23 protein-coding genes are annotated in these 21,213 nt (G+C 48.6%); 16 read left to right on the top strand and 7 right to left on the bottom strand.

Annotation, left to right across the window (positions count from 1 at the left end):
• Nucleotides 1-247 precede the first annotated feature (247 nt).
• From ACKA06_RS00115 to ACKA06_RS00095, 5 genes are all read left to right on the top strand, one after another.
• Nucleotides 248-976: a hypothetical protein gene (locus ACKA06_RS00115; protein ID WP_411158765.1), complete on the top strand. Its 729-nt coding sequence runs from the start codon at nucleotides 248-250 to the stop codon at nucleotides 974-976.
• Nucleotides 973-1,719: a hypothetical protein gene (locus ACKA06_RS00110; RefSeq protein ID WP_411158764.1), complete on the top strand. Its 747-nt coding sequence runs from the start codon at nucleotides 973-975 to the stop codon at nucleotides 1,717-1,719. The genes ACKA06_RS00115 and ACKA06_RS00110 overlap by 4 nt, the downstream gene beginning before the upstream one ends.
• A gap of 151 nt (nucleotides 1,720-1,870) precedes the next feature.
• Complete coding sequence (locus ACKA06_RS00105; protein ID WP_411158763.1) at nucleotides 1,871-2,212, top strand: PadR family transcriptional regulator; 342 nt, start codon at nucleotides 1,871-1,873, stop codon at nucleotides 2,210-2,212.
• Nucleotides 2,213-2,214: 2 nt separating this feature from the next.
• Nucleotides 2,215-2,718, top strand: a complete 504-nt coding sequence (locus ACKA06_RS00100) for a hypothetical protein (RefSeq protein WP_411158762.1) — start codon at nucleotides 2,215-2,217, stop codon at nucleotides 2,716-2,718.
• 1 nt (nucleotide 2,719) lies between these two features.
• Nucleotides 2,720-4,171 carry a serine hydrolase domain-containing protein gene (locus tag ACKA06_RS00095; RefSeq protein WP_411158761.1) on the top strand — a complete coding sequence of 484 codons (1,452 nt, stop codon included), beginning with the start codon at nucleotides 2,720-2,722 and terminating at the stop codon, nucleotides 4,169-4,171.
• Nucleotides 4,172-4,632: 461 nt separating this feature from the next.
• On the opposite strand, the gene ACKA06_RS00090 is transcribed toward ACKA06_RS00095, so the two are convergent.
• From ACKA06_RS00090 to ACKA06_RS00080, 3 genes are all read right to left on the bottom strand, one after another.
• A complete protein-coding gene (locus tag ACKA06_RS00090) occupies nucleotides 4,633-5,346 on the bottom strand; it encodes an alpha/beta fold hydrolase (RefSeq protein ID WP_411158760.1) in 714 nt (237 codons plus the stop codon).
• A gap of 39 nt (nucleotides 5,347-5,385) precedes the next feature.
• Nucleotides 5,386-5,901: a DinB family protein gene (locus ACKA06_RS00085; RefSeq protein WP_071616932.1), complete on the bottom strand. Its 516-nt coding sequence runs from the start codon at nucleotides 5,899-5,901 to the stop codon at nucleotides 5,386-5,388.
• A 77-nt stretch (nucleotides 5,902-5,978) separates the two neighbouring features.
• Nucleotides 5,979-6,461, bottom strand: a complete 483-nt coding sequence (locus tag ACKA06_RS00080; RefSeq protein WP_198258252.1) for an HXXEE domain-containing protein — start codon at nucleotides 6,459-6,461, stop codon at nucleotides 5,979-5,981.
• Between the two features lie 140 nt (nucleotides 6,462-6,601).
• On the opposite strand from ACKA06_RS00080, the gene ACKA06_RS00075 reads away from it, so the two are divergent.
• Together ACKA06_RS00075 and ACKA06_RS00070 are read left to right on the top strand one after the other, a co-directional pair.
• On the top strand, nucleotides 6,602-6,976 hold the full coding sequence (locus tag ACKA06_RS00075; RefSeq protein WP_411158759.1) for a hypothetical protein: 375 nt from the start codon (nucleotides 6,602-6,604) through the stop codon (nucleotides 6,974-6,976).
• Between the two features lie 138 nt (nucleotides 6,977-7,114).
• Nucleotides 7,115-8,149: a zinc-binding dehydrogenase gene (locus ACKA06_RS00070; protein ID WP_411158758.1), complete on the top strand. Its 1,035-nt coding sequence runs from the start codon at nucleotides 7,115-7,117 to the stop codon at nucleotides 8,147-8,149.
• A gap of 397 nt (nucleotides 8,150-8,546) precedes the next feature.
• Here ACKA06_RS00070 and ACKA06_RS00065 read toward each other — a convergent pair whose 3' ends face one another.
• Both ACKA06_RS00065 and ACKA06_RS00060 read right to left on the bottom strand, forming a co-directional pair.
• A complete protein-coding gene (locus ACKA06_RS00065; protein ID WP_197670186.1) occupies nucleotides 8,547-9,011 on the bottom strand; it encodes a UPF0158 family protein in 465 nt (154 codons plus the stop codon).
• A 59-nt stretch (nucleotides 9,012-9,070) separates the two neighbouring features.
• Nucleotides 9,071-9,679, bottom strand: a complete 609-nt coding sequence (locus ACKA06_RS00060; protein WP_411158757.1) for an FMN-binding negative transcriptional regulator — start codon at nucleotides 9,677-9,679, stop codon at nucleotides 9,071-9,073.
• A gap of 153 nt (nucleotides 9,680-9,832) precedes the next feature.
• Here ACKA06_RS00060 and ACKA06_RS00055 point away from each other — a divergent pair, with 153 nt between their 5' ends.
• Entirely contained in the window at nucleotides 9,833-10,075 is a 243-nt protein-coding gene (locus ACKA06_RS00055) for a YciI family protein (protein WP_411158756.1), read from the top strand.
• Nucleotides 10,076-10,228: 153 nt separating this feature from the next.
• Here the strand turns inward: ACKA06_RS00055 and ACKA06_RS00050 are convergent, their stop codons facing one another.
• Nucleotides 10,229-10,723 (bottom strand): DinB family protein, encoded by a 495-nt coding sequence (locus ACKA06_RS00050; protein WP_058298821.1) that lies wholly within the window; start codon nucleotides 10,721-10,723, stop codon nucleotides 10,229-10,231.
• A gap of 168 nt (nucleotides 10,724-10,891) precedes the next feature.
• Here ACKA06_RS00050 and ACKA06_RS00045 point away from each other — a divergent pair, with 168 nt between their 5' ends.
• The 7 genes from ACKA06_RS00045 to ACKA06_RS00015 all read left to right on the top strand — a co-directional run bounded on the left by ACKA06_RS00045 (nucleotide 10,892) and on the right by ACKA06_RS00015 (nucleotide 18,548).
• Entirely contained in the window at nucleotides 10,892-11,455 is a 564-nt protein-coding gene (locus ACKA06_RS00045; protein WP_411158755.1) for a sigma-70 family RNA polymerase sigma factor, read from the top strand.
• Nucleotides 11,452-12,471 carry a DUF4179 domain-containing protein gene (locus ACKA06_RS00040; RefSeq protein WP_411158754.1) on the top strand — a complete coding sequence of 340 codons (1,020 nt, stop codon included), beginning with the start codon at nucleotides 11,452-11,454 and terminating at the stop codon, nucleotides 12,469-12,471. The genes ACKA06_RS00045 and ACKA06_RS00040 overlap by 4 nt, the downstream gene beginning before the upstream one ends.
• A gap of 159 nt (nucleotides 12,472-12,630) precedes the next feature.
• Entirely contained in the window at nucleotides 12,631-12,954 is a 324-nt protein-coding gene (locus ACKA06_RS00035; RefSeq protein ID WP_411158753.1) for a hypothetical protein, read from the top strand.
• 67 nt (nucleotides 12,955-13,021) lie between these two features.
• On the top strand, nucleotides 13,022-13,921 hold the full coding sequence (locus ACKA06_RS00030) for a YitT family protein (protein ID WP_411158752.1): 900 nt from the start codon (nucleotides 13,022-13,024) through the stop codon (nucleotides 13,919-13,921).
• 728 nt (nucleotides 13,922-14,649) lie between these two features.
• Entirely contained in the window at nucleotides 14,650-15,516 is an 867-nt protein-coding gene (gene efeO, locus ACKA06_RS00025) for an iron uptake system protein EfeO (RefSeq protein ID WP_197670191.1), read from the top strand.
• Nucleotides 15,517-15,521: 5 nt separating this feature from the next.
• Nucleotides 15,522-16,790 carry an iron uptake transporter deferrochelatase/peroxidase subunit gene (gene efeB, locus ACKA06_RS00020; RefSeq protein ID WP_411158751.1) on the top strand — a complete coding sequence of 423 codons (1,269 nt, stop codon included), beginning with the start codon at nucleotides 15,522-15,524 and terminating at the stop codon, nucleotides 16,788-16,790.
• A 21-nt stretch (nucleotides 16,791-16,811) separates the two neighbouring features.
• Complete coding sequence (locus ACKA06_RS00015; protein WP_411158947.1) at nucleotides 16,812-18,548, top strand: FTR1 family iron permease; 1,737 nt, start codon at nucleotides 16,812-16,814, stop codon at nucleotides 18,546-18,548.
• A 537-nt stretch (nucleotides 18,549-19,085) separates the two neighbouring features.
• On the opposite strand, the gene ACKA06_RS00010 is transcribed toward ACKA06_RS00015, so the two are convergent.
• Nucleotides 19,086-19,412, bottom strand: a complete 327-nt coding sequence (locus ACKA06_RS00010; RefSeq protein WP_411158750.1) for a hypothetical protein — start codon at nucleotides 19,410-19,412, stop codon at nucleotides 19,086-19,088.
• Between the two features lie 122 nt (nucleotides 19,413-19,534).
• Here ACKA06_RS00010 and ACKA06_RS00005 point away from each other — a divergent pair, with 122 nt between their 5' ends.
• Nucleotides 19,535-20,722 carry an MFS transporter gene (locus ACKA06_RS00005; protein WP_411158749.1) on the top strand — a complete coding sequence of 396 codons (1,188 nt, stop codon included), beginning with the start codon at nucleotides 19,535-19,537 and terminating at the stop codon, nucleotides 20,720-20,722.
• Nucleotides 20,723-21,213 lie beyond the last annotated feature (491 nt).

Genomic DNA, 21,213 nt, shown 5'->3' with positions numbered 1-21,213 from the left:
CCTTCCAATCTGTACGTGGGAATGTATGTTCACTTTATCATTCTACTAGTCTCTTGATTATCTTATAAACGTTTAGTTGATTATATACCTTAATGGGTATGTATGAAAAGCGTTCAGTATGAAAAGTCTCCCTTATTATTTTTGAGGCAATGAGGAAAGGGCTTTTTTTATAGTGGGAATGAATGGTAAAATAAAGGCTTATATTGGATGTATCGGAGTTAAATAGAAAAAGAGAGGAAAAGGGATTATGTTTAATTTGGACTTTACAGGGGATGCCGTATCAGTGGCGCTGGATGTACTGGCATGGCTGGTGATCGGATTGCTGGCTGTCAGGCTGTACCGGAAACAGCAGGCGAAACCGCGGGTGTGGAAGGTTGTCGTTGCCATATTGGCAGGAGTATTCGCGTTCTCGATTGACTGGGAGATGGAAGGGACGATGATGAGGTTCCCTGTGCTGCCGCTAGGCGTGTGGATACTGTATGCGGTTTTGAACCGGGTGGAGGACCGGTGGGACAATTACAGGCGATTTGCCTGGCTGGGGTTTGCCGGGAATTTTATTTTCCTGGCAGCATCGTTGCTTTCATTCCTGCTGTATTCGGCGGTGTATCCAGAGGGGGATCTCTCGACGCATATCGCGGATACGGATGAGGCTTCGATTATCGCCACTCATCCTTCTGGGGCCGGGGATGCGGCCCTGGATCGCGGGAAGTTCGCGGATCAACTGGCTTCTGCTGAACAAGAAAGAGTGGATAGCGATGGCTGGTACGAGGAAATGTTCCAGGAATCAGACGGCGAGAGGAATCGGAATGAGCGTTTTCCTTATCAGATGACCGGTGTTTCTTCGAAGTGGGGAAGCGGAATGAAGCCGATCATCTATGTGGAGGAAGACGGGAAGGGGATCCTGGTCTCCACCTCTCGGAATCAATATTATTATAGATTGGATGATTCGGTATTGAAGGGAGGAGCAGCCAGATGACGATGAAAATGAAAGCCATTCTATCAGGGGCTGTACTCTTTCTGGTGGCCGGATCTCTAGCAGTTTACTGGTTTTATTTTTCAGAGCCGGATGCACTGCCTGGTGAAAAACAGATGGTAAAAGCAATCAACGGGCTGCTGCCTGAAGCGCAGGCCGGGGAGATCCAGGAAGTGATCAAGATTGACGGTAAACACGCAGCGGCCCCTTTCATCTCAAAAGAGGGGATATATGGAGTAAGTACCTGGGTGTGGGACCGTCATAAATGGAAGCTTGGGACCGTGCGCACGAAAGGGGAACCGAAGATTTGGAAGGTTGACCCCGAAGATCCGTCAACGTACCGGATCGTATGGAATATCAATCCGTCAGAAAAGAACGTCGATACGCTGAAATTTTATTATAAAAGGGACCGGAACTATTCCGTTTCAGGCACACGTCATGAATACACCCCGAGCATCCGGATGAAAAAGGAAGTTTCGTTTGGTGAGAACCCATACGGAGTCCTAAAGCTGCCGGATGATTGGGTCGCAGTGATGGAAGAGATGGCCGATGGGGCATCTGACAACGGCGTTTTCCCCTTGGAAGGAATCATGCGCCAGGTGGCTTCCGGCATCGGGTGGCTCCCGCTGGATGAAAACGGAAAGGAAACCTTCCCTGAAAGTGCAGTGAATGGATCGAGCTATCATACTGGGCTAGTGGAAGAAGAGCATATGATGATTGTGAATTTGGATGAAGTTGTTGAATAAATAGATTGTGGGTCGCGGGGACAGGTACCGCGGCTCTTTTTTGGACCGCTACGGTATTCTGCCGGGGCGGCTTTTTTTTGAGTAGTTTGGCGAATAAACTTATTAAAAATATATACTTGATTCCGATATATAATTATGTTAAATTTTTCCTATGAATAGAACCAGTTTAATTAAAGGTCATTTGGAAATGTGTGTGTTGTCGATATTGTCGACAAAAAAGAGCTATGGGTATGAAATCATGAAGGAGCTGGAGAATCACCGCCTGCAGTTGAAGGGTGTGGGGAGCATTTATCCCATCCTTACGAAATTGAAGGAGTCAGAGCTTGTTGAAGACAGCCGGGAGCTGACGGAAAGCGGGAAAATGAGAGTTTATTATGAAATCAATGACAGGGGAAGGAAGGTGCTTCGCCAGAAGATAGACGAATGGATGGAGCTGCAGAAAGATATTCGTTCATTGCTGGAGAGCGGTTCAGAAGGAGAGGGGGCAGAGTGAAGATGGATTGGATGACGGAGGAGGAGAAACAATTCGTTAATGAAGTATTGGCTGCGTTGAAGGAGTATGGAGTCCGTTCGAAGGAGCGGGAAAAGGTGAAATTTCAGATTGTGGAACATATACAAGAATCACATGAGCATGGAACCGACGCCTTGAAAGAGCTCGGGGGTCCTGAAGCTTTTGTAAAAGATTATGTGGAGATCAACGAAATTGATGTTCACTCCCGCATTAAGAAGACTCATCTAACAAAAAAAGAATCGGGCCGTTCCATTTTGCCAGCCCTTCTCGCATCACTAGCTGTTTATTTTATGTCGCAAATTCTTTTCTCTTTATTTTTAACGGAAGCATTCAATCCACTAAAATTGAACGATTTCGAGTACAATCTCCTCTACCGTATTTCAGGTAATTCGTGGTGGAACAGTCTTCTTGTACTGGTGAGTCTTGGGATTGCCGTGCTTGCGGGGGTGCTTATTCAAACGATGAATAAGCGAAAGATGGGTGCGTGATATGAAAATAAAGAAGCGCATGCTTATGGTTATGGGGTGCTCTCTGATCTGGAGTTTGCTGGTGACAGGCTGGCCGGTTTCCGCTCAAGGAGATGTGGAGACTGAACTGGATCATTATATTGATGGGTATGTGGATGAGTACCGGGTTCCGGGGGCATCGGTCATCCTCTTGAAGGACGGGGATGTTTTTTATTCGAAATCGTGGGGTGTGACGGGTGAAGAGGAAGGGAAGGTGACCGCTGACACGCCGTTTACGATTGGTTCAATCAGTAAATCATTGACGGGCCTTGGTGTGATGAAGCTGGTCGATGAGGATCTGATTGAATTGGATGATCCGGTCCGGAAACACCTCCCCTGGTTTACACTGAGTGATGAAGAGGCGGCGGGGCGAATAACAGTCAAGCAGCTGCTAACCCAGACGAGCGGGGTGGGTACGTACACCGGGCTTATTATGTCAGATCAGGAAGCAAACGATCTAAGTGCAATCCGCGAGAATGTAAAGAGCCTTGCAGATGTTGAATTGAGTGCACCTGTCGGGCAAAAACACCTCTACAGCAATTCGAATTTTATGATTCTGGGTGCCCTCATCGAAGAGGTGACAGGTGTTGGTTTTTCCGAGTATATGGATCAAAGCGTGCTGAAGCCGCTAGGGATGGAGCATGCTGCTGGTAACCGTGAGGCTGCTTATAAGAACGGATACGCTCGAGGCTATCAGTCATGGTTCGGGATGCCGGTGAAAAGTAGCGTTGCTTATGACAATGGCGGTGCTCCTTATGGATACATGACGGCAAGCGCGAATGATATGGTGAAGTTTCTTTCGTTTTTGAACGGGGAAGATACGGATGGGCTTTTAAGTGAAGAAAGCAAGTCGCTTTATCTTACACCTCATGTCCAAACGGGGGAAGACCGTTATTATGGGCTGGGAATCCGCGTGTCAAATCCGGGCTCGCCTGAAGAAATGATCTGGCACTCCGGCTCGACCCCCGATTCGCATTCGGAGTTTTTTACGATGCCTGAAACCGGGTGGGGCGGTGTGCTTCTCACCAATAAAAATAATGTCTTGGAAGAAGAAGGCCTCTATTATTTGAAGATGGGAATCATTGATATTCTTAACGGGAATGAACCTGGTGAGATTCCGGGGAATACACCTGTGATTCAGTTGATCCTTCTTCTGGTAGCGGTTTTGCTTGCGGGGATGCTGGTGTTTTTTATAAGGAAGCCGGTTTTGAAAAGGGGAAGAGGTTTCGTAACGGGTAGTGTGTTAATTGCTTTATCGTTTGGCCTCATTCCGGCGCTGAGTTATGTTTCGCAGTCGCCGTGGCATGCAGTGTGGATGTTTTCCCCTGACCTGGCTTTTTTGGTGATGGTCATTGCCGGGTTGTTGGGGTTGAATGGGATTTGGGTGTTTGCCGGTGCTTTTAGAAAAATGGAACGTACCGAACATTTTATGTGATTGTTAAGGGAGGCTGTTTCTGAATTTTGGAGGGGACGGTTCTTTTCTTGAGTGGGTCGCGGGGACAGGTACCACGGCCCGTTTTTTGTGCCGTTTGGCGGGTGTAGTGCGGAAACAGGCTTCGGCTTTGCTGCGGGAATTCAAGAAGGCCGGTAAATTAGAATGATTCTTAAAAGAGGATATAATTCGAAAATGGATCATTAATTTTCAGAATGGATCATAAAAATGGAAAATGGATCATATAATTTCAGTTTGGATCATAAATCTCTGGAATGGATCATAAATGACTGCGGACGGTCCTGCTTGAATCATTGTAGACCTGGAATCGATTGGAACCTTGATTATTCCCTCAAGGTTGAAAGAAATTCTATAAAAAATGAGTCATTTTGACTCTATATTTCTATGAAAATAAAGGGACAGGGCCATCATACGTCACCATTGCCCTGCCCCTGTTAATTCTTTTATAAAGTTTTCAACCATTCCGCCAAATCCGCAACCATCTCATCCGTAAAAACATGATTGACCCCAGCATAAATCCTAAACTCCACATTGGTTCGTTCCCCTGTCTCCGTGAGATATCTGTAATAGTCTTTCTGTCCTTCAATCGAAACAAATTCATCGGAGTCGCCATGGATGAGGAGGACGGGGGATGGGCTGTTCATTCTTTTGACGGGATCGTATTCGGTTAATTCCTTCTCGATCGCATCTGGTATCTCGCCCCGTCCATCTGCCTCCCTGAATACCTTCTCAGATAGAAGAAAGGAGCCAGAACCGTTGATGTTAGCGAGACCGGAAAGCTTGTGTTCACGGGCGAAGATGCCGGTGGCTATGAAGCCGCCCATGGAACTGCCTGCAACGACGATATCCTCTTTTCGGATACCCAGCTCAGTGACAAATGAATCAAACTCTTCAATTGACTCAACGATTGTTTTCCAAAAATAGTGCTGTGTTGTTTTTTGGACGAAATGATAGGCGAGCGGTTCCCGAGTATCGTGGTAGATGATTTCAGGGACGATGACACGATATCCTGTTTTGGCTATTTCGTTTGCTGCATCATGGTAACCTGCAGCGGAACCGCCCCAGCCGTGGTAGAGGATGAGAGTTTTCTGGCGGATCTCCGGGCTGGCCGGGGTGGTGGAATGGTATTTAAATTTGCCTGTTTGGTGTGTTTGCATGATAGACCTTCCTTTGGGGCATGCCCAGGATTCTTTTCCCTATGATTGCGGCTTCAGCATTTTTCTGATCATTCGAATCTGACCTCTATGATTAATTTCATCTTCAAATACATGAAACCAGATGAAGTAATTATTGGAAGGGTGATTATCCCATGATCTATTTTCATATAACCAATCATCGTTAAGGTTAGCCAGTTCTATCAAGGTTCTGCTTCTCACTTCTTCCAGTTTGTCTGTATAAAATTCTAGAGGATGTCCTTTGATATGCGCTCTCCCTTTATCTCCTAGACTGTATGGGGGACCCCATTCTTCCATTTCTCGTTCATTCGGTCTCCTGCCATCAAAAATCTCTATTTGAAATCCTTTTTCCACAGCTGCCATATGCAGTAAAAGGGCACCGATACTGTTACCGTCCTTGCTCGATAAATAATCCAAATCGGAAGCCGATAAACCATCTACAGCTTCTATCGTTGTTTTCCTTGCATAATTCATTTGTGAGACAAGATGACCAATTTGGGGGCTGAATCCCTTTATTTTTTCGATTTTAAATTCCATCTAACTTGCACCTCGTTTATTCATTTAAAAGTTTGTCTTCGCTGCTTAATAAGTTCCTATAATGATAGACTCAATAGTTAATAATTAATAAAACTGTCCCCCAACATAAATAAAACCGGAATCAATGCCAGCAAGAGAACCCCGATCACGACCGTGGAGAGGAAGATTTCTTTTCTGGATATACATTTTTCTCTATGTAATCTGTATAAGATGACCGTATTGACCGGGATGTTCAGCAGGAGGGCTGTGCCGACTCCAGGGGCGTATGTTTTCGTTAGGATGGATGCCAGCAGATGCGGGAAAACGGCATTGACGATCATGGAACCGAGGAATCCGGTGAAGGCCCATTTCATCCATTTTGATTCTGGGAAGCTTACATATAAAAAAGATGCCAGATAGGCAAGTGCGGTGATGATAATGACCGCAAAATGAAATTCATTAGGGGTCACGGGTTTCTGGATGGCCATTCCCATTTGCGACCACTGTGGGAGCCACAGGGCTTCTTCAAGATTATGAAGGCTGATGGCCAGGCAGAAGAAAAGGGCGTAATGGGTTTTTATGGTGATGACCTCCTTTGGGCTGGGTCTCCGTTCAGATGGAGCTGGATGTAGTATATTTTACCATATAGAAGATTTAGAGGGTTATAGGGTTTATCCAAAATATAGTAAACTATACTAAAACATGAAGGGTGGAACCTTTTTTGATAGCAAAAAAGCGGTTGATACCGGGCTTCTTTGCGGCTGTGTGCCTCTTGGGTATTTCAGTTTATTGGATTTACCGTGCTCCGATTGTCGAGGGGGATTTTGATGAGTTGAGGGTTTCGACGCAGGGGCAGGAAGTTAAAGTCATAGTCGATAAGGAACAGATCCGTGAGATAATGGAACAAATCAATACGAGCAGCCGCAGCTGGCATCCGCAGAACGGGTTCCGCTATGATTATCTGCCTCATGGGATGCTGACTTTCAAGAAGGGGTCTGAGAAGGTAGAGCTGGGAGTGGTGCTGCCGAAAGGGAATGTGGTGACGAAGTATTGGGAGGTTGAGACGGGGTTTGGATTTGGCGGGGGACCCCGGTGACTGGGTATTGTCCCGGGTCCCAACAATCACGGTTCCCTCATGAACCATTGGGATACGTTTAAAAAAAGGGAAACAACAAATAATAAGTTCTGTATTTTACATAATCAAATAAATCTGATTCGACAAAGGATGATAGCGATGAAAGCGGTGCGAGTAACTGGATATGGGGATGTCGATAAGCTGGAATTGGTGGATATCCCGGTCCCGGAACCTGAAGCAAATGAAGTACTTGTGAAAGTGAAGGCCTGCGCAATCAATAATACAGAAATCTGGATGAGGGAAGGGGCTTACGGGAGCGGCACAAAATCGGGATGGCGGCCGGAAGGTGTACAATTCCCGCGGATTCCCGGCTCGGATATTACGGGGCAGGTTGTGAAGGTTGGAAGTGCTGTCCCCCAATCGATGGCGGGCAGGGATGTGGTGCTTTTTCCTTTTACATCGAGCGGGGAAAGTGGATTGGAACATATTTCGGAGGATATGTCATTCATCGGATCTGAGTATGACGGCGGGTATGCTGAATATGTCGTGTGGCCGGCTGAACTCTGCTTTGATATGCCTCTTCCAGGCTATCAGGAAAGCGCCGTTTTTTCGGTGAGCGGGCTGACAGCGTGGCATATGGTGAACCAGCTTCAGGTTCAAGCCGGAGAAACGGTGGTGGTCACCGGGGCGAACGGCGGGGTGGGCTCGTTGAATGTGCAGATTGCATCAAAGGTGTTTGGAGCCAAGGTCATTGCGGTCATTGGTGACTTGGCCGGGGAAGAAAAGCTGAAGGAATTAGGCGCAGCCCATGTCGTATCCTATCACTCCGAACACCTGGCAGAAGACATTCTTAATGTGAATGGGGGTCCGGTCGACTCCGTGCTGGATGTCGTGGGGGATGCTTTATTCGACACGTCTCTTCAGGTTTTGAAAAAAGGCGGGAAGTTCTGTATCTCAGGATATGCCGGGGGCCAGCAGACGAATCTGGATTTTCGGACATTGTATTTAAAACACATCACCATGTACGGTTCGGTGCTGGGGACAAGGGCAGAGTTCAAAGAGATGCTGGGAGCCATTTCTGAAGGAAGACTAGTGCCTGTCATCGATAAAACCTTTCCATTGGTACAGGCGAAAGAAGCACAGGTGTATTTTAAGGAAAAAGGGAAGCTGGGGAAGATTGTATTGCTGCCTTGAGCGGGTCAGGGGGACAGGTACCGTGGCTCATTTTTGTGTGATCTTTGATTTGATGGAGAGGAGAATATTCGGGATTCTAGTTTAGAATGATTCTTGTAAGATCATATAATTTGAATTAGGCTCATATTTTTGAAATTAGGATCATATATTTCCAATTGGGCTCATAAAATCAGATTTAGGATCATATTTGATGCCTGAGCCTTCTCTCTACTGAAATAGCGGGCTGGAATCCGGTTGAAAACTGGATTTCTACAAAACACTGCAGAGAATTTTTTAAAAATAAGTCATTTTGACTCACTTTTCTTTGAAAACAAGGGGGCATGGCCATGATTCGCGATGATGGCCATGTCCCTGATTTAATTATTTCACTTGATCTTCAAACAAATGCGCCTTCACGTTACTCATACTCCAACCCGTTCATCTCACACCATTCAATCATGATGTCCTTGTAGCATTCTCTTTTAAAAGAGTACCAGTCTTCGATCACTCCGAGTGAAATGGCCTGGTCCTTGAATCGGCGGAAGGCGCCGCGGCCGATGATGGCGTTGGAGAGCTGCTGTTTTACCTTTTTATCTTTGTGGTGATAGCAGAAACTTTCCATCATGCGGTATTCATTGATTTCATCTTCATCTGGAAGTTCGAGGTACTGTTCGGGATGGTTGAGTATTTCCACAGCAAATTCATATTCGGTCTGTTCCCAGCCTTCGAACTCGTCGATTGGCTCTTCGTCTTCTGCTGCCACAAAAACACGATCCGACAAGCTGAGGACTTCGCCGGTGGCCAGGTTCAGGTAGGAACTCACCCCATCAAAAGGAACTTCCAGGCCATCAACTAAGGATGAGAGTTTTACTTTTTTGGCCATATTGCAGCCTCCTTATCAAATGAACTTTCACTGTTATTTTAACCGTTAACGCTCTGCCTTCACTTCAGACTTCTCCTCATCCACTCCGCAATCTCCCTTTCATCCTCCCTGGGAATCTGTTCGAGCTGACGGATCACCCGTTCACGGCGCTCGGGCGGATGGTTTTGGCTTAGTTTTGCTTTGCCTTCGATTTTCGTGATATGCAGCTTGAATGCCTGGATGCCTTTGCTCAGTCCGGCGAGATATCCGGCATCTACGTTTTCCAGGCTGTACGGGCTGTCGGGAGCTTCGTATGCTGCGACCAGCTCTTCTAAAGATTTCATGCTCTCATCGGTATCATGGACGAGCTCCATTTTTCCGTACACATGGACGGTTACGTAGTTCCAGGTGGGCACGGTTTGATCCGTCTCATACCAGGACGGGGAGATGTAGCAGTGCGGACCGTGGAAAATGGCGAGCACAGTTTGGGATTCGATGTCCTTCCACTGCGGGTTCGGTCTGGCGAAATGGCCGTGTAAACAGGTTTTATCCTCATTAAGCTGCAGCGGCAGATGGGTGGCGATGGGCATGCCGTCGCCCTGGGAGATCAGGGTGGCAAAGCCGTTTTCGCTGATAATGCTATGGGCGGTCGTTTCGTCTGTGATTTTAAAATATGGCGGGATATACATAGCGGCACTCCTTTTTAAGTCTATGAAGGATAGATTCTGTAAAAAGAGACGAATCCCTCTTTATTTTGCCATGCGGCGGCTTAATCCGGAACAAGGGATTTCCCGCAGGACGTCGAACTTTACATGTAATGGAACAGAAAAGGTGACGGTGAAATGAAATTTCTATGCGTGGGCTATTTTAATCGGGAAAAGATGGATGCAAGGCCGGAGGAAGAGATCAATGCCGTCATGGGAGAGTGCGAGCCGCATCTTCAGGAGTTGTACGAAACTGGGCAGGTCCTGATGGATGCAGGTACGGGTCTTGAAGCGAAACATATAAGGCGGGGTGGCGGGAAAGTGATCGTGAGTGATGGGGAAGAAACCGGGGAGATGATCGGAAGCGTGTTCCTCATTTAAGCAGAGAATCTGGATGCCGCAGTCGGTGCGGCGAGGCTGCATCCGGCTGTGCAGGTGGAGGGCGGGGAAGAGTTTGGCTGGCGTATTGAAGTCAGGCCCGTCCACTATTTCAAAGAGTAAAAAAAGACCGGCCGGCGCCGGTCTTTTTCCTTCTTATTTCGAAGCGTTCATCGCTTCCCATTCTTCTTTGCTCGGGCCGTACACGCCGGGAACTTTCAGGTCTGCCTGGCGCATGAGGACGGTCAGCTGCCCGCGGTGGTGGGCCTGGTGCTGGATCAGCAGGCGCAGGACGGCCTGGACGGGCATGTCCATACCGAATAGGTTGACCATTTCGTTCATTTTTTCATCAGAAACCTGTTCGGAGACGGCTTCAGCCAGACGGTCGCTTACGAGTTTGTAAGTTTCGCTGATTTCGGATGCAGAAGCAGGGGCTTCTTTTTGAAGATCCGGGGCCTCGAAGCGGATGCTGACTTGAGACGGAAAGTAGAATGCGGCTCCGGTTATGTGCCACGCGACACTCCCGATGCTGTACAGGCCGGGTGCGACCTCTTGTTTCAATGACTCATCCGTGAGGGCGTCGAGCACTTTCTGGGTGACTGCCGCTTCCTGTTTCCATTCCTGCAGAAAATCGTTTACCGTTGTGAACATTGTGAATCCCTCCCATTTCCTTTAGAAGACTTTCGGTCTCATTTTATCATGGCCCGTGACCATTTTGCTTCTTTGAAGTCTCAATTTACATAAACTTGAGAATAATTTCACACGTTGTTCGTTGTATCATATGAAAAAGCTTTTTCAAAAACAAAAGGAGCGGAAAAGATGAAAAGTACGCCGGCAAATTTTATCCCGAGGCTGAAAAAAAGGAAAGAAGATGCGCTTGTGTATGTGATTGATACGTATATGCCGCTTGTCAAAACGATTGCGGCGAAGATTCTGAACAGTATGCACGACCAGGATATCGATGAATGCGTCAACGATGTGTTCCTGACTGTCTGGGAGAATGCCCGTCAGTTTCAGGGAGAAGCAGCTGATTTTAAAAAGTGGATTGGCATGATCGCGAAGTATAAGGCCATCGACCGGTACCGTCATGCAAAAAAGCGCAGGGAGCGTGAGAAGTCCGATGTCCTGTTAAAAGAGAAAGCGGGTGCCGCAGCAACGGAAGAATCGGTCATGATGAGTGAAGGTAGAAATGAATTATTGGCTGCTATCAATCGATTGAAGGACGATGACCGGGACATTTTCATGATGAAATATTACTTGGAGCTCTCCAATCGTGAAATTGCGGATCACCTGGGACTCTCGAAAGCAGCGGTCGATAACCGTTTGTACCGGGGGAAGAAGATCCTGGCGACTAATTTGAAATTGAAGGAGCTATTGATATGAGCATGAAGGAATGGATGGAACTCGATGTGGAGCAGCTGGAGTTATCGGACGTGACGGATGCGGAGAAAGAACGGGTGAAACAGCATGTTTTGAAAAAAAGGAAAAAGGCACCGGTATGGCGGCCGGCTGCAGCTGCAGCGGTCATCTTGATCGGGGCGTCTGCTGCGGCGGGCTTTGCGGTGCCGTCAATTGCTTCGCAGATCCCGTTTATGGATGATGTCATCGCGTATTTTCAAAACGAAGACCATGGCGCCTTTGATGAATTCTCCACCGATATCGGTCTTGCCGAGACGGACAATGGAACGACGGTCATGATCGATGATGCGGTCTATGACGGTACGAATATCACGGTGTCGTTCGCGATTGAAACGGATCGGGATCTGGGTGAATCGGTGCAGATGAGCGGGGCGGACTGGTTCGAGGTCGCAGGCTCTAACGGCAGTGCCGGCACCGGCGAAATCACGAAGATCAGTGACACACGCTACGTCGGCCTATCCACGTTCACCCCTCACTTCAAAGACGGCGAAACTCCGGATAAGGTGGACATTTCATGGTCACCTCAAGGGTTCAGCGGAGTTGAAAAGGATGCTGTGATCAAGGGGGATTGGTCGTTCGATTTTTCATTGGAGCGACTGGAAGGGAAGCAGCAGCTCGTAAATGAAACGGTGAAGAATGAAGAGGTGACGTTCACCCTGAAATCGGTGGAGTTCACGGATGTGTCGACGATCATTTCCTACAGTCAGCTCGTGAAAGAGAATTTCCTTGAAAAATGGCCGAGTGTGACGCCGGTGTTCAGGGTGACGGATGATCTCGGGGATGTCTATGCAGACGGTACGAGCGGACCGGGTGTCTCAATGGATGACGGCAAAACGTTTGAAGGGACGACGGACTTCGGTGCGATTCGGGATGGGGCCGGACAGCTCATAATCCAGCCGGTGATCATCGCGAGCCTGACCTCCGGGAAAGGACATGAGAAAATCGAGCTTGATCCGATTGTAATTGAGCTGGGGGAATAGATTTTTTAATGGAAGCGAAAACCGGATCCGGTCGGGGATTCCGGTTTTTTTTAGCTTGGCGCACGCCACCGCCGCTTGTTCCGGAAAGTTCAATCCGTTCCCCTGTGGAATGCAATGAGGTATAATTAAATAAGAAGAAATGCGGAGGGAGGTTATCGAGTGAGGAATGTGTCGATCTGGATTTTACTTGTTTGTCTTGCCGGTCTGCAGCAGATCCATGTACTAAAATACGAGGATGCTGCCATGAATGAAGCCGATTTAAAAGTTGATACTTCGCACCTTTCAAATATCGAGATGATTTTTTCTCCAACCTCTTCGTCCCCTCACCACGATGACAGTGCGGCTCCTCTTACCTTCCATTCAGCCCGGAAAATAAAGTCATATGCACCCGCTGATCAGACATGTTATTCCGCAGCGGACATCTCTCCAGACACACATGGGTTCATAGAAGTCATGATGTATCAGTCCAACTATCTCTCCTGATCTATACATATATTCGACCGTAAACAGATACTTTAATATGAGTACATAGAAACAGGGGGAAGCGACATTGAGTGATGAATCAATCGAACAACAGATAAAAGCTGAATTGCAGCATCCTAAATTAACGAAATTGAAAGTTTTGAAACGGGGAGTCTTCATCCTGCTGGGAGCCATCATGATGGCGCTTGGAATCGAAGTGTTCCTCGTACCGAATTTGATCATGGACGGCGGGATCGTTGGAATCTCGATCATTCTTTATAACCTGACCGGTATCGGCATCGGATTATTTATCTTCTTACTGAACATCCCGTTTTTCTTCATTGGTTACAAGCAAATCGGAAAAACGTTCGCGATATCCACATTATTCGGAATTACGATTTTATCGCTTGCGACGAGTTATCTGCATCATGTCGCCGCGTTTACGCAGGATGTGCTGCTGGCGACGGTCTTCGGCGGGATCGTGCTCGGCGCCGGGGTGGGATTGGTCATCCGGTACGGAGGTGCGCTTGACGGCAGTGAGATCCTGGCCATTCTTTTAAATAAAAAATTCCCTTTCTCAGTCGGGGAATTCATCATGCTTTTCAACGTGTTCATCTTTGCATGGGGCGGTTTCGTCCTCGGATGGGACCGGGCGATGTATTCGGTCCTCGCGTACGTGATCGCCTTCAAGACGATCGATATCGTCATCGACGGCTTCGACGAATCGAAATCCGCCTGGATCATCAGTGACAAACACGAGGACATCGGGGACGCGATCATGGCCCGCCTCGGGCGCGGGGTCACCTACCTGAAAGGGGAAGGCGCCTACTCAGGTGATGACAAAAAAGTGATCTTCACCATCGTGACCAGGCTGGAAGAAGCCAAGCTGAAGTCGATCGTCGAAGAACTGGATCCTTCGGCGTTCCTTGCCGTAGCGGATATCAACGAAGTCCGCGGCGGGCGGTTTAAGAAGAGGGATATACATTAATAGCGGCTTTAATTTAACGGGTCGATCTGGTGGAGGGCTCCTTGCTTGTGGAAGCAGGGGGGCCTTTTTGTGTGTTGGGGCGCTTGGGGTGTCCGGTTGGATTGAGTGTGAGCCGGGGGGACAGGTACGGTGGCCCATATCATGGGTGGAGTGAGCCGGAGGACAGGTCCCGTGACCATATTATGGGCAGATTTTCGATTTGATAATAAAATCTTATTTTTGATAATAAATGGACCGTTTTTGATAATATATTTGGATTTTTGATAATAAAACCATCGTTTTTGATAATATATCTATTTCCGGCGGGTTTGCAGCTCTAAAGGGTGCCGTTTTTTAAATGGAAAAGGTGGGAGGGATCCACTAAATTACATAGATTGGCTTGAAAACACTGGATTTGGACATTATTTAAGCCGTTTTTGAGAGTTTTTTATAAAAAAAGCTTTTGACAAATCATGGTTTTGCCAGGGAGAAGGCTGGTATGCTGAAACGGCGGAAAACAGACAGGGAGCCGCGTTAGGCTGGACCGCGGGGACAGGAACTGCTTAGTGGGTCAAGGTACCTATCCCCCTGACCCGCCCCCGATCCGCCACACAGCAACCGCCCGGGCCGAACCTCGGCCACGCCTCCACACCCCCGATGTGAAAGCGTTTGATAGCATGTTGACATATCAATTGAAAATGATTATCATTAACGTTGATATTATACGATGATAGGAGTTATATATAAATATGAAAAAATTAGTTGGTTTTGCGAGTATGGTAGTTTTATCGGGAAGTCTTCTGGCTGGCTGCGGGGATGAGGCATCCAGTACGAAGAAGGAAGATACAAAGGCTTCAGAGCAGACGCAGCAGGCGGCTACGCTTGACAGTGAAGTGGCTGCATACAAAGACTTCGCGACGGAGCAGCTCGATCAGTTCGTCCTCGAGACAGAGGCGTTCGTTGAAGCGGTGAAAGCCGGGGATGTTGAGAAGGCGAAGGAATTGTATGCTCCGGCGCGTATGTATTTCGAGCGTTCCGAACCGATCGCCGAGAGCTTCGGGGATCTGGATCCGCGCATCGATGCGCGCCTTGCTGATATCCAGGATGAAGGGAAAGGCGAAGAAGAGTGGTCCGGATACCACAAGCTTGAGTATGCGCTTTGGGAAGAAGGCACGACTGAAGGGTATGAAGAAACGGCAGACCAGCTGTTGAAAGATGTGAAGGAACTTCGTGCGAAAGTGGAGACGGTGGAAGTGACGCCTGACCTGATGATCACGGGAGCGGTCGACCTTCTGAACGAGGTATCGACCTCCAAGATTTCAGGGGAAGAGGAAATCTACTCTCATACGGACTTATATGATTTCAAAGCAAACGTAGAGGGTGCAGAAAAGATTTTTGCTATTTTCAAAGATGAACTCGAGAAGAAAGACAAGGATCTTGTCAGCACATTGGAAAAGAATTTCGCCACGCTTGATGAGCTTCTTGCAAAATATGAAGATGGTAACGGCGGATATGTATCGTATGAAAAATTGACTTCAGAAGATACGAAGGCCTTATCCCGTGCGGTTGATAATTTAGGGGAGCCTCTAAGTCAAATTGCCATTGTAGTGGAGTGATCTGAATGAGCAGCGAAGAGAAATCAATGTTACAGACTCAAATATCAAGGCGAGATATTTTAAAAATAGCGGGCGTCGGCGGAGCCGGGGTGCTCCTCGGAGCATCGGGGCTCACCGGTGTCCTAACGGCATTCGGTGCCAATCCGTTTGTTGATGATGACGAATCCGTTGACAACAAGGTCAATTTTTACGGAAAGCATCAGTCGGGCATCCTGACGAAGAATCCGAAGCATGTGTACTTCGCATCGCTGAATTGCACGGCGGGATCAAAAGCCGAATTGAAGGAACTGTTCAGATTATGGACGACCTACAGCGTCAGCCTGATGAACGGGCAGCTGGTCGGACCGAATTCGGCCAATGCGCTGCTGCCGCCTCCTGATACAGGGGAAGCGGCCGGGCTCGACCCGGCACATTTGACGCTGACGTTCGGGGTGGGACCGAGCCTTTTTGAAAAAAAAGAACTTGGCCTCGCCCACAAGAAACCGGCTGAGCTCAAGGATCTGCCGCACATCCCGAAGGATCAGCTGGACCCTCGCTATGTCGGAGGGGACATCTGTGTCCAGGCGTGTGCGGATGATCCGCAGGTCGCGTTCCACGCGGTCCGCAACCTGATCAGGGCTGCCCGAGGGAAAGTGACGCTGAAATGGTCGCAGACCGGATTCAATTCCTACAAGCAAAAAGGGAAGAAGGTGGAAACGCCGCGGAACCTTTTTGCCTTTAAGGACGGGACAGGCAATCCGGACACGGATGATGCGAAAGAAATGGATAAGGTGGTATGGGTGCAGCCCGGCCAGTCGAAAAGCTGGCTGACGGGCGGGACGTATCTTGCCGTCAGAAGGATCCAGATGCATGTGGAAACGTGGGACCGTACGTCACTCAGCGGACAGGAAGCAACGTTCGGAAGGCATCGTGACACTGGTGCCCCGCTTGGGAAGAAAGGCGAGTTTGATGAAGTGGATCTTGAACTCAAGGAGAACGGCAAACCGGTCGTCCCGGAAAATTCCCACGTGGCACTCGCGCGTAAGGTGAAGGACAGGATCCTGCGCCGCTCCTTCTCGTATTCGGATGGAATCAACCCGGATACAGGGGCGTTTGATACCGGGCTCTTGTTCATGTCATTCCAGCAGAACCCGAGTCAGTTCATCAACATCCAGAAAAGCATGGGACGTGCAGATAAATTGAATGAATACATCACCCACCGAGGCAGTGCCCTTTTCGCTTGTTTCCCGGGCGTGAAAAAAGGAAGCTTCCTTGGTGCTGAGTTGTTTAACTAGGAGATGGGCGCATTGAAGAAAGTGACAATACTGATCAGCCTGATCGTGCTGATGATGCTTTCGCCTTTGCAGTTTGCATCGGCGGAGGAAAACTACAGTGATTTATATATTTCTGTCGGCGACGCCATCATGAAGGTCAAGGCAGATGACTGGGACAGCGCTGAAAAGCTTGTCGCACAGTTGAGCAGTGACTGGGAAAAGGCGGATGTTCCCGAAAACGAGACATCGAAGAAGGTCGGAGACTCCATTTCCACTCTCGATGACCTTGTGAAGGAACGTGAAAAAGAACCTGTACTGGACGCGTTATCAGACGTTTCCCACAGTCTGGTCGCCCTCGAGAAGGAACAGAACCCTGTCGATCAGGAGGAACAGCGCGGCCAGGTCAAGGCAGCCCTGACTCCGATCCTTGACGAGATGGGACAGTCAATCGAGGCGAAGGACGCTGACCGTGCGTATGAGAGCTACCAATCATTCCTGTCTGCCTGGACGAAGAATGAAAAGATCGTCCGCTCACAGAGCATCCCTTTTTACGGGAAAATCGAAACGCAGATGGGTTTCCTGCGGATCGCCCTGACACAGGATGAGAAGGATTTTTCAAAAATCGAAGGAATCTACGGTGAGCTGAATTCGGCAGTCGAGGATTTTGCAGCAGGAAAGAACCTTAAGTCGGATAACCAGAACTATTCCCTTGATACGCTTGTGAGCCTGCTCGAGAAAGCGAATCAGTCGATCGATGATGGGAATCCGGAGGGGGCAGTGCCTCACCTAGAGAAATTCCTGAGTGTCTGGCCTTCTGTCGAAGGGGATGTCAGGACGAAAAACGGCAGCCTCTATACGGAGCTTGAAAACAATATCCCGGTCCTTGCCGGAAAGCTTTCTTCTGAAAACGCAGATGTAGACGCGATTCAGAGTGATCTGACAAACTATCAAAAATCGATTGTCCTCCTGCAGGACAAAACGAATTACAGCGTCTGGGATGCAGCGCTGATCATGCTTCGCGAGGGACTGGAAGCACTTCTTGTCGTGACCGCCCTCCTCGCCTTTTTACGAAAAGCGAATGCCGCTTCACAGCAGAAGTGGATCTGGGCCGGCGTCATTGCCGGTGTAGGGATGAGCGTTGTGGCAGCCTTCATTTTGAGCACGGTCTTTTCGACGGCTACTGCAGGCGCCAACCGCGAAATCTTTGAAGGCATCACCGGAATCGCGGCCGTATTGATGATGGTCGGAGTCGGTATGTGGCTTCACCAGAAATCAACGATGAAAGCCTGGAACCAGTACATCCAGAAGCAGATGGGGACAGCCCTTTCGACAGGAAGCGTCCTGTCGCTCGCGTTAGTCAGCTTCCTGTCAATCTTCAGGGAAGGTGCCGAAACGATCATCTTCTATATGGGGATCGCACCGTCCATCAGCACTGGGAAAATGCTTGCCGGCATCTTGATCGCCGTCGGAATCTTGGCGGTCTGTGCATTCGTACTCATCCGCTACAGCACGAAGATCCCGGTGCGCCCGTTCTTCAAGATCGCCACATTCCTGATTTATTTCGTGGCATTCAAAATACTCGGCGTCAGTATCCACGCGCTGCAATTGACCGACAAGATCCAGTCGACTCAATTGAACAGCCTGCCAATCGTGGACTGGGCCGGATTCTATCCTACGCTTGAAACGATGATCCCGCAGATCGTCCTTCTATTGGTCTTTGCCGTTACAGCGGTGAAGATCGAGAAGGGGGACCGGAAAGAGGAGAACCGGGCGGCTTAATTCGGCTGCACGGTTCGGCCTGCTCGTTTCGGGTCCGATTCGGTCTCATCCGGCTCTGCGGTTTTAATCGGACCGGCCAGCGGGCCTGCCTGCCCGTTCGCCTGGTCGATCGCGGGTCGGAAGTGGGTCGGGGGGACAGGTACCCTGACCCATTTTGACGGAATGAATGATATGGGGCCCGGTCCCTGGTACGCTTTTTTGAAGTGTGCCGGGGGCCGGGTTTTTGTTTTGTCTTTTTGGGATTTGAAGGCGGGGGGTTGTGGCCGGGGCGGGTGTGCCAGCGTTGGCTGATGCGGCCGGTGCAGACGCAGCTAGATTAGAATGATTCTCGAAGGATCATATATTTCGAATCAGGATCATATTTTTCTGAAATGGATCATAAATTCCGAGTTAGGCGCGTATTTTTTGTCGAATGGATCATAAATCCTGAAAATGGATCATAAATGCTGACGCCCCCCGATATTCCATCATACAGACAGCTATCTATACAGAAGAATCGCTTCAAATTACCCGGATCCAGTTAAAATAACAATCTTTTCAACTCACTTTGGCCAAAACGGCACTATAACCAGTGCCCCGCGCACCAATTTCCCCTTGCTGTAAATTCCCAACCATCTTATAATAAAAGAGAATCTTAAACAAAAAAGGAGGGAAACTCATGCAATCGTTCACTGTAGACATCAGGGCCAGGAAGAAATACCTTGTTTTCATGATGTCGATTTTTGGATTTTCAGCTGCCAACGGGACAGGTCTGTCCATTTTTAGCTGAATATCCATGAACGATGTATGATTTCCTGAAAATAGCGAAAAGCCGCAGGGGATGATGCCCTGCGGCTTTTTTATGATTTGAGAAATGCGCTGCACCAGTGACCCTATCCTCATGACGATTCGGTCAGTCCAGGCTTCAGGGTCCGGACGCCTTTGTGGGAGCTGAACGGGCGCAGCCGCATTTCTCAAGATTTTTGTTTAAGAGAGGACGACAACCAATGAAAACGAAAAACAACATATATTTGCTCTATTTTTATTTATTCTTTGCGCAGTTATTTTTTGACCGGGCGCTTTGGGTCATTTATCTCGGAGACAAGGGCATGACCTTCGGTGAAATCGGGGTGCTGGAGGCATTGCTCCACCTGGCAATCGTATTATTCGAGGTGCCGACGGGGATGATCGCAGACTTATATGGAAGGAAGATCAGCCTGATCATCGGGAATCTGTTCAGCCTCCTATATGCGCTCTTGATGCTGGTTAGCGGGACGTTTACGGTATTTACGCTCGCGTTCCTGTCGATGGGGCTGATGGTCACTTTCCATTCGGGGGCCGAGCAGTCTTTTGCCTATGACACATTGAAGAATGCGAAGCGGGAAGGCGAGTATACGCGGATCATCGGGAGCATGACGGCGATCTCACTGCTTTCACTGAGTTTGGCAAAATTCCTCGGCGGCTTCATGGCCGAAATCAGCTGGGAATGGGTGTACGGTTCGACGATCGTCACCCACGTGCTGGCCGTGTTTCCGCTTCTGTTCATGAAGGAACCTGAACGCGAGAAGACGGAGGATATCGGCGGGCGCTGGTATAACCAGTGGGTGCATCAATTCAAGCTCGGGGTGAGGGTCTGGAAAAACAACAGGGTCATCCACCGGCCGGTCGTGCTGTTCATCCTGGCGAGTGCGGTGATGGTCATCATCGTATTCTACGGGCAGGAATATTTCATCCAGCTCGGATTTTCGTCCGTCGTCGTCGGGGCCATCTTCACGATTGAAGGACTGCTCGGCGTCGTGATGGCGAAGATCGCATACAAGGTGGAAGAGAGGTTCAAGTTTTTCAACATCCTTCATTATGGGCTGGGGCTGTTCCTCTTGTTCTTCATCCTGTTCATCTTCGCGAGCGACTGGGCGATCCTGCTGTCATTCCTGTTCCTCGCGCAGCTGTTGAGTCTGTTCGAACCGATCTTCAGCTCATTCGTGCAGGGATTCCTGGAAAGCAACGTCCGCTCGACGTTCCTGTCGCTGATCGGGCTGATGGAAAGCTTCGTGATCATGATTAGCTTCCCATTGTTCGGCTATGCGATCGAGCGCAGCGGGTTTACGGATGGCTTTGCGGGCTTGCTGCTGATCTTTTTTGTTCTGGCCGGCGGGTATTTGGCTGCCGGCCGGCTGCGGATGAGGAAGAGATGATTTGTTAAACCCTTTTTTTGTAAAATAGCTGCTTTCGTGCTTTGGTGCGGGGGCGGCTTTTCTTTTTGGAGTTCTACTGGGGAAGGGGGGAGGCAAACACGGCAAAGATGAAAATGAGTTAATTGAAGGGTGAAAATTCACGGCATGGGTCGGTTTTTTTAAAAAAACTAACTAAACTTACTAGAGTATGTCTGTTTACATGGGATTTGAGGGCGAAACTCGCGTTGGGAGGGGTCTGCGGATATATTATCAAAAACGGGCAGGATATTATCAAAAATCCAATTATATTATAAAAACAACTCTTTTATTATCAAAAACCTCAATATATTATCAAAACCGGTTTTTAGCCGTTATGGGGGCCACCGGAAGCGAGCTGGATCGATATAAAGGCAGAAGGGGAAAGTGGGTCAAGGTACCTGTCCGGGACCACTGAAAAACGACTCCTAAATAATGTAAAATACAAATAAAAAAAGAAAACCTTCCTAATTTGG

The sequence above is a fragment of the Rossellomorea oryzaecorticis genome (assembly GCF_045897515.1).
GTDB classification, from domain to species: Bacteria; Bacillota; Bacilli; order Bacillales; family Bacillaceae_B; genus Rossellomorea; species Rossellomorea enclensis.
Note: the sequence above shows the minus strand (reverse complement) of the source record. Positions and strands in the feature narration are given on the sequence as shown.

Bases quoted from the DNA above. Each gene is read 5' to 3' on its own strand.
- ACKA06_RS00115 (WP_411158765.1), top strand. From the start codon at position 248: ATGTTTAATTTGGACTTTACAGGGGATGCCGTATCAGTGGCGCTGGAT.
- ACKA06_RS00110 (WP_411158764.1), top strand. From the start codon at position 973: ATGACGATGAAAATGAAAGCCATTCTATCAGGGGCTGTACTCTTTCTG.
- ACKA06_RS00105 (WP_411158763.1), top strand. From the start codon at position 1,871: ATGAATAGAACCAGTTTAATTAAAGGTCATTTGGAAATGTGTGTGTTG.
- ACKA06_RS00100 (WP_411158762.1), top strand. From the start codon at position 2,215: ATGGATTGGATGACGGAGGAGGAGAAACAATTCGTTAATGAAGTATTG.
- ACKA06_RS00095 (WP_411158761.1), top strand. From the start codon at position 2,720: ATGAAAATAAAGAAGCGCATGCTTATGGTTATGGGGTGCTCTCTGATC.
- ACKA06_RS00090 (WP_411158760.1), bottom strand. From the start codon at position 5,346: ATGCAAACACACCAAACAGGCAAATTTAAATACCATTCCACCACCCCG.
- ACKA06_RS00085 (WP_071616932.1), bottom strand. From the start codon at position 5,901: ATGGAATTTAAAATCGAAAAAATAAAGGGATTCAGCCCCCAAATTGGT.
- ACKA06_RS00070 (WP_411158758.1), top strand. From the start codon at position 7,115: ATGAAAGCGGTGCGAGTAACTGGATATGGGGATGTCGATAAGCTGGAA.
- ACKA06_RS00065 (WP_197670186.1), bottom strand. From the start codon at position 9,011: ATGGCCAAAAAAGTAAAACTCTCATCCTTAGTTGATGGCCTGGAAGTT.
- ACKA06_RS00060 (WP_411158757.1), bottom strand. From the start codon at position 9,679: ATGTATATCCCGCCATATTTTAAAATCACAGACGAAACGACCGCCCAT.
- ACKA06_RS00055 (WP_411158756.1), top strand. From the start codon at position 9,833: ATGAAATTTCTATGCGTGGGCTATTTTAATCGGGAAAAGATGGATGCA.
- ACKA06_RS00050 (WP_058298821.1), bottom strand. From the start codon at position 10,723: ATGTTCACAACGGTAAACGATTTTCTGCAGGAATGGAAACAGGAAGCG.
- ACKA06_RS00045 (WP_411158755.1), top strand. From the start codon at position 10,892: ATGAAAAGTACGCCGGCAAATTTTATCCCGAGGCTGAAAAAAAGGAAA.
- ACKA06_RS00040 (WP_411158754.1), top strand. From the start codon at position 11,452: ATGAGCATGAAGGAATGGATGGAACTCGATGTGGAGCAGCTGGAGTTA.
- efeO (WP_197670191.1), top strand. From the start codon at position 14,650: ATGAAAAAATTAGTTGGTTTTGCGAGTATGGTAGTTTTATCGGGAAGT.
- efeB (WP_411158751.1), top strand. From the start codon at position 15,522: ATGAGCAGCGAAGAGAAATCAATGTTACAGACTCAAATATCAAGGCGA.
- ACKA06_RS00005 (WP_411158749.1), top strand. From the start codon at position 19,535: ATGAAAACGAAAAACAACATATATTTGCTCTATTTTTATTTATTCTTT.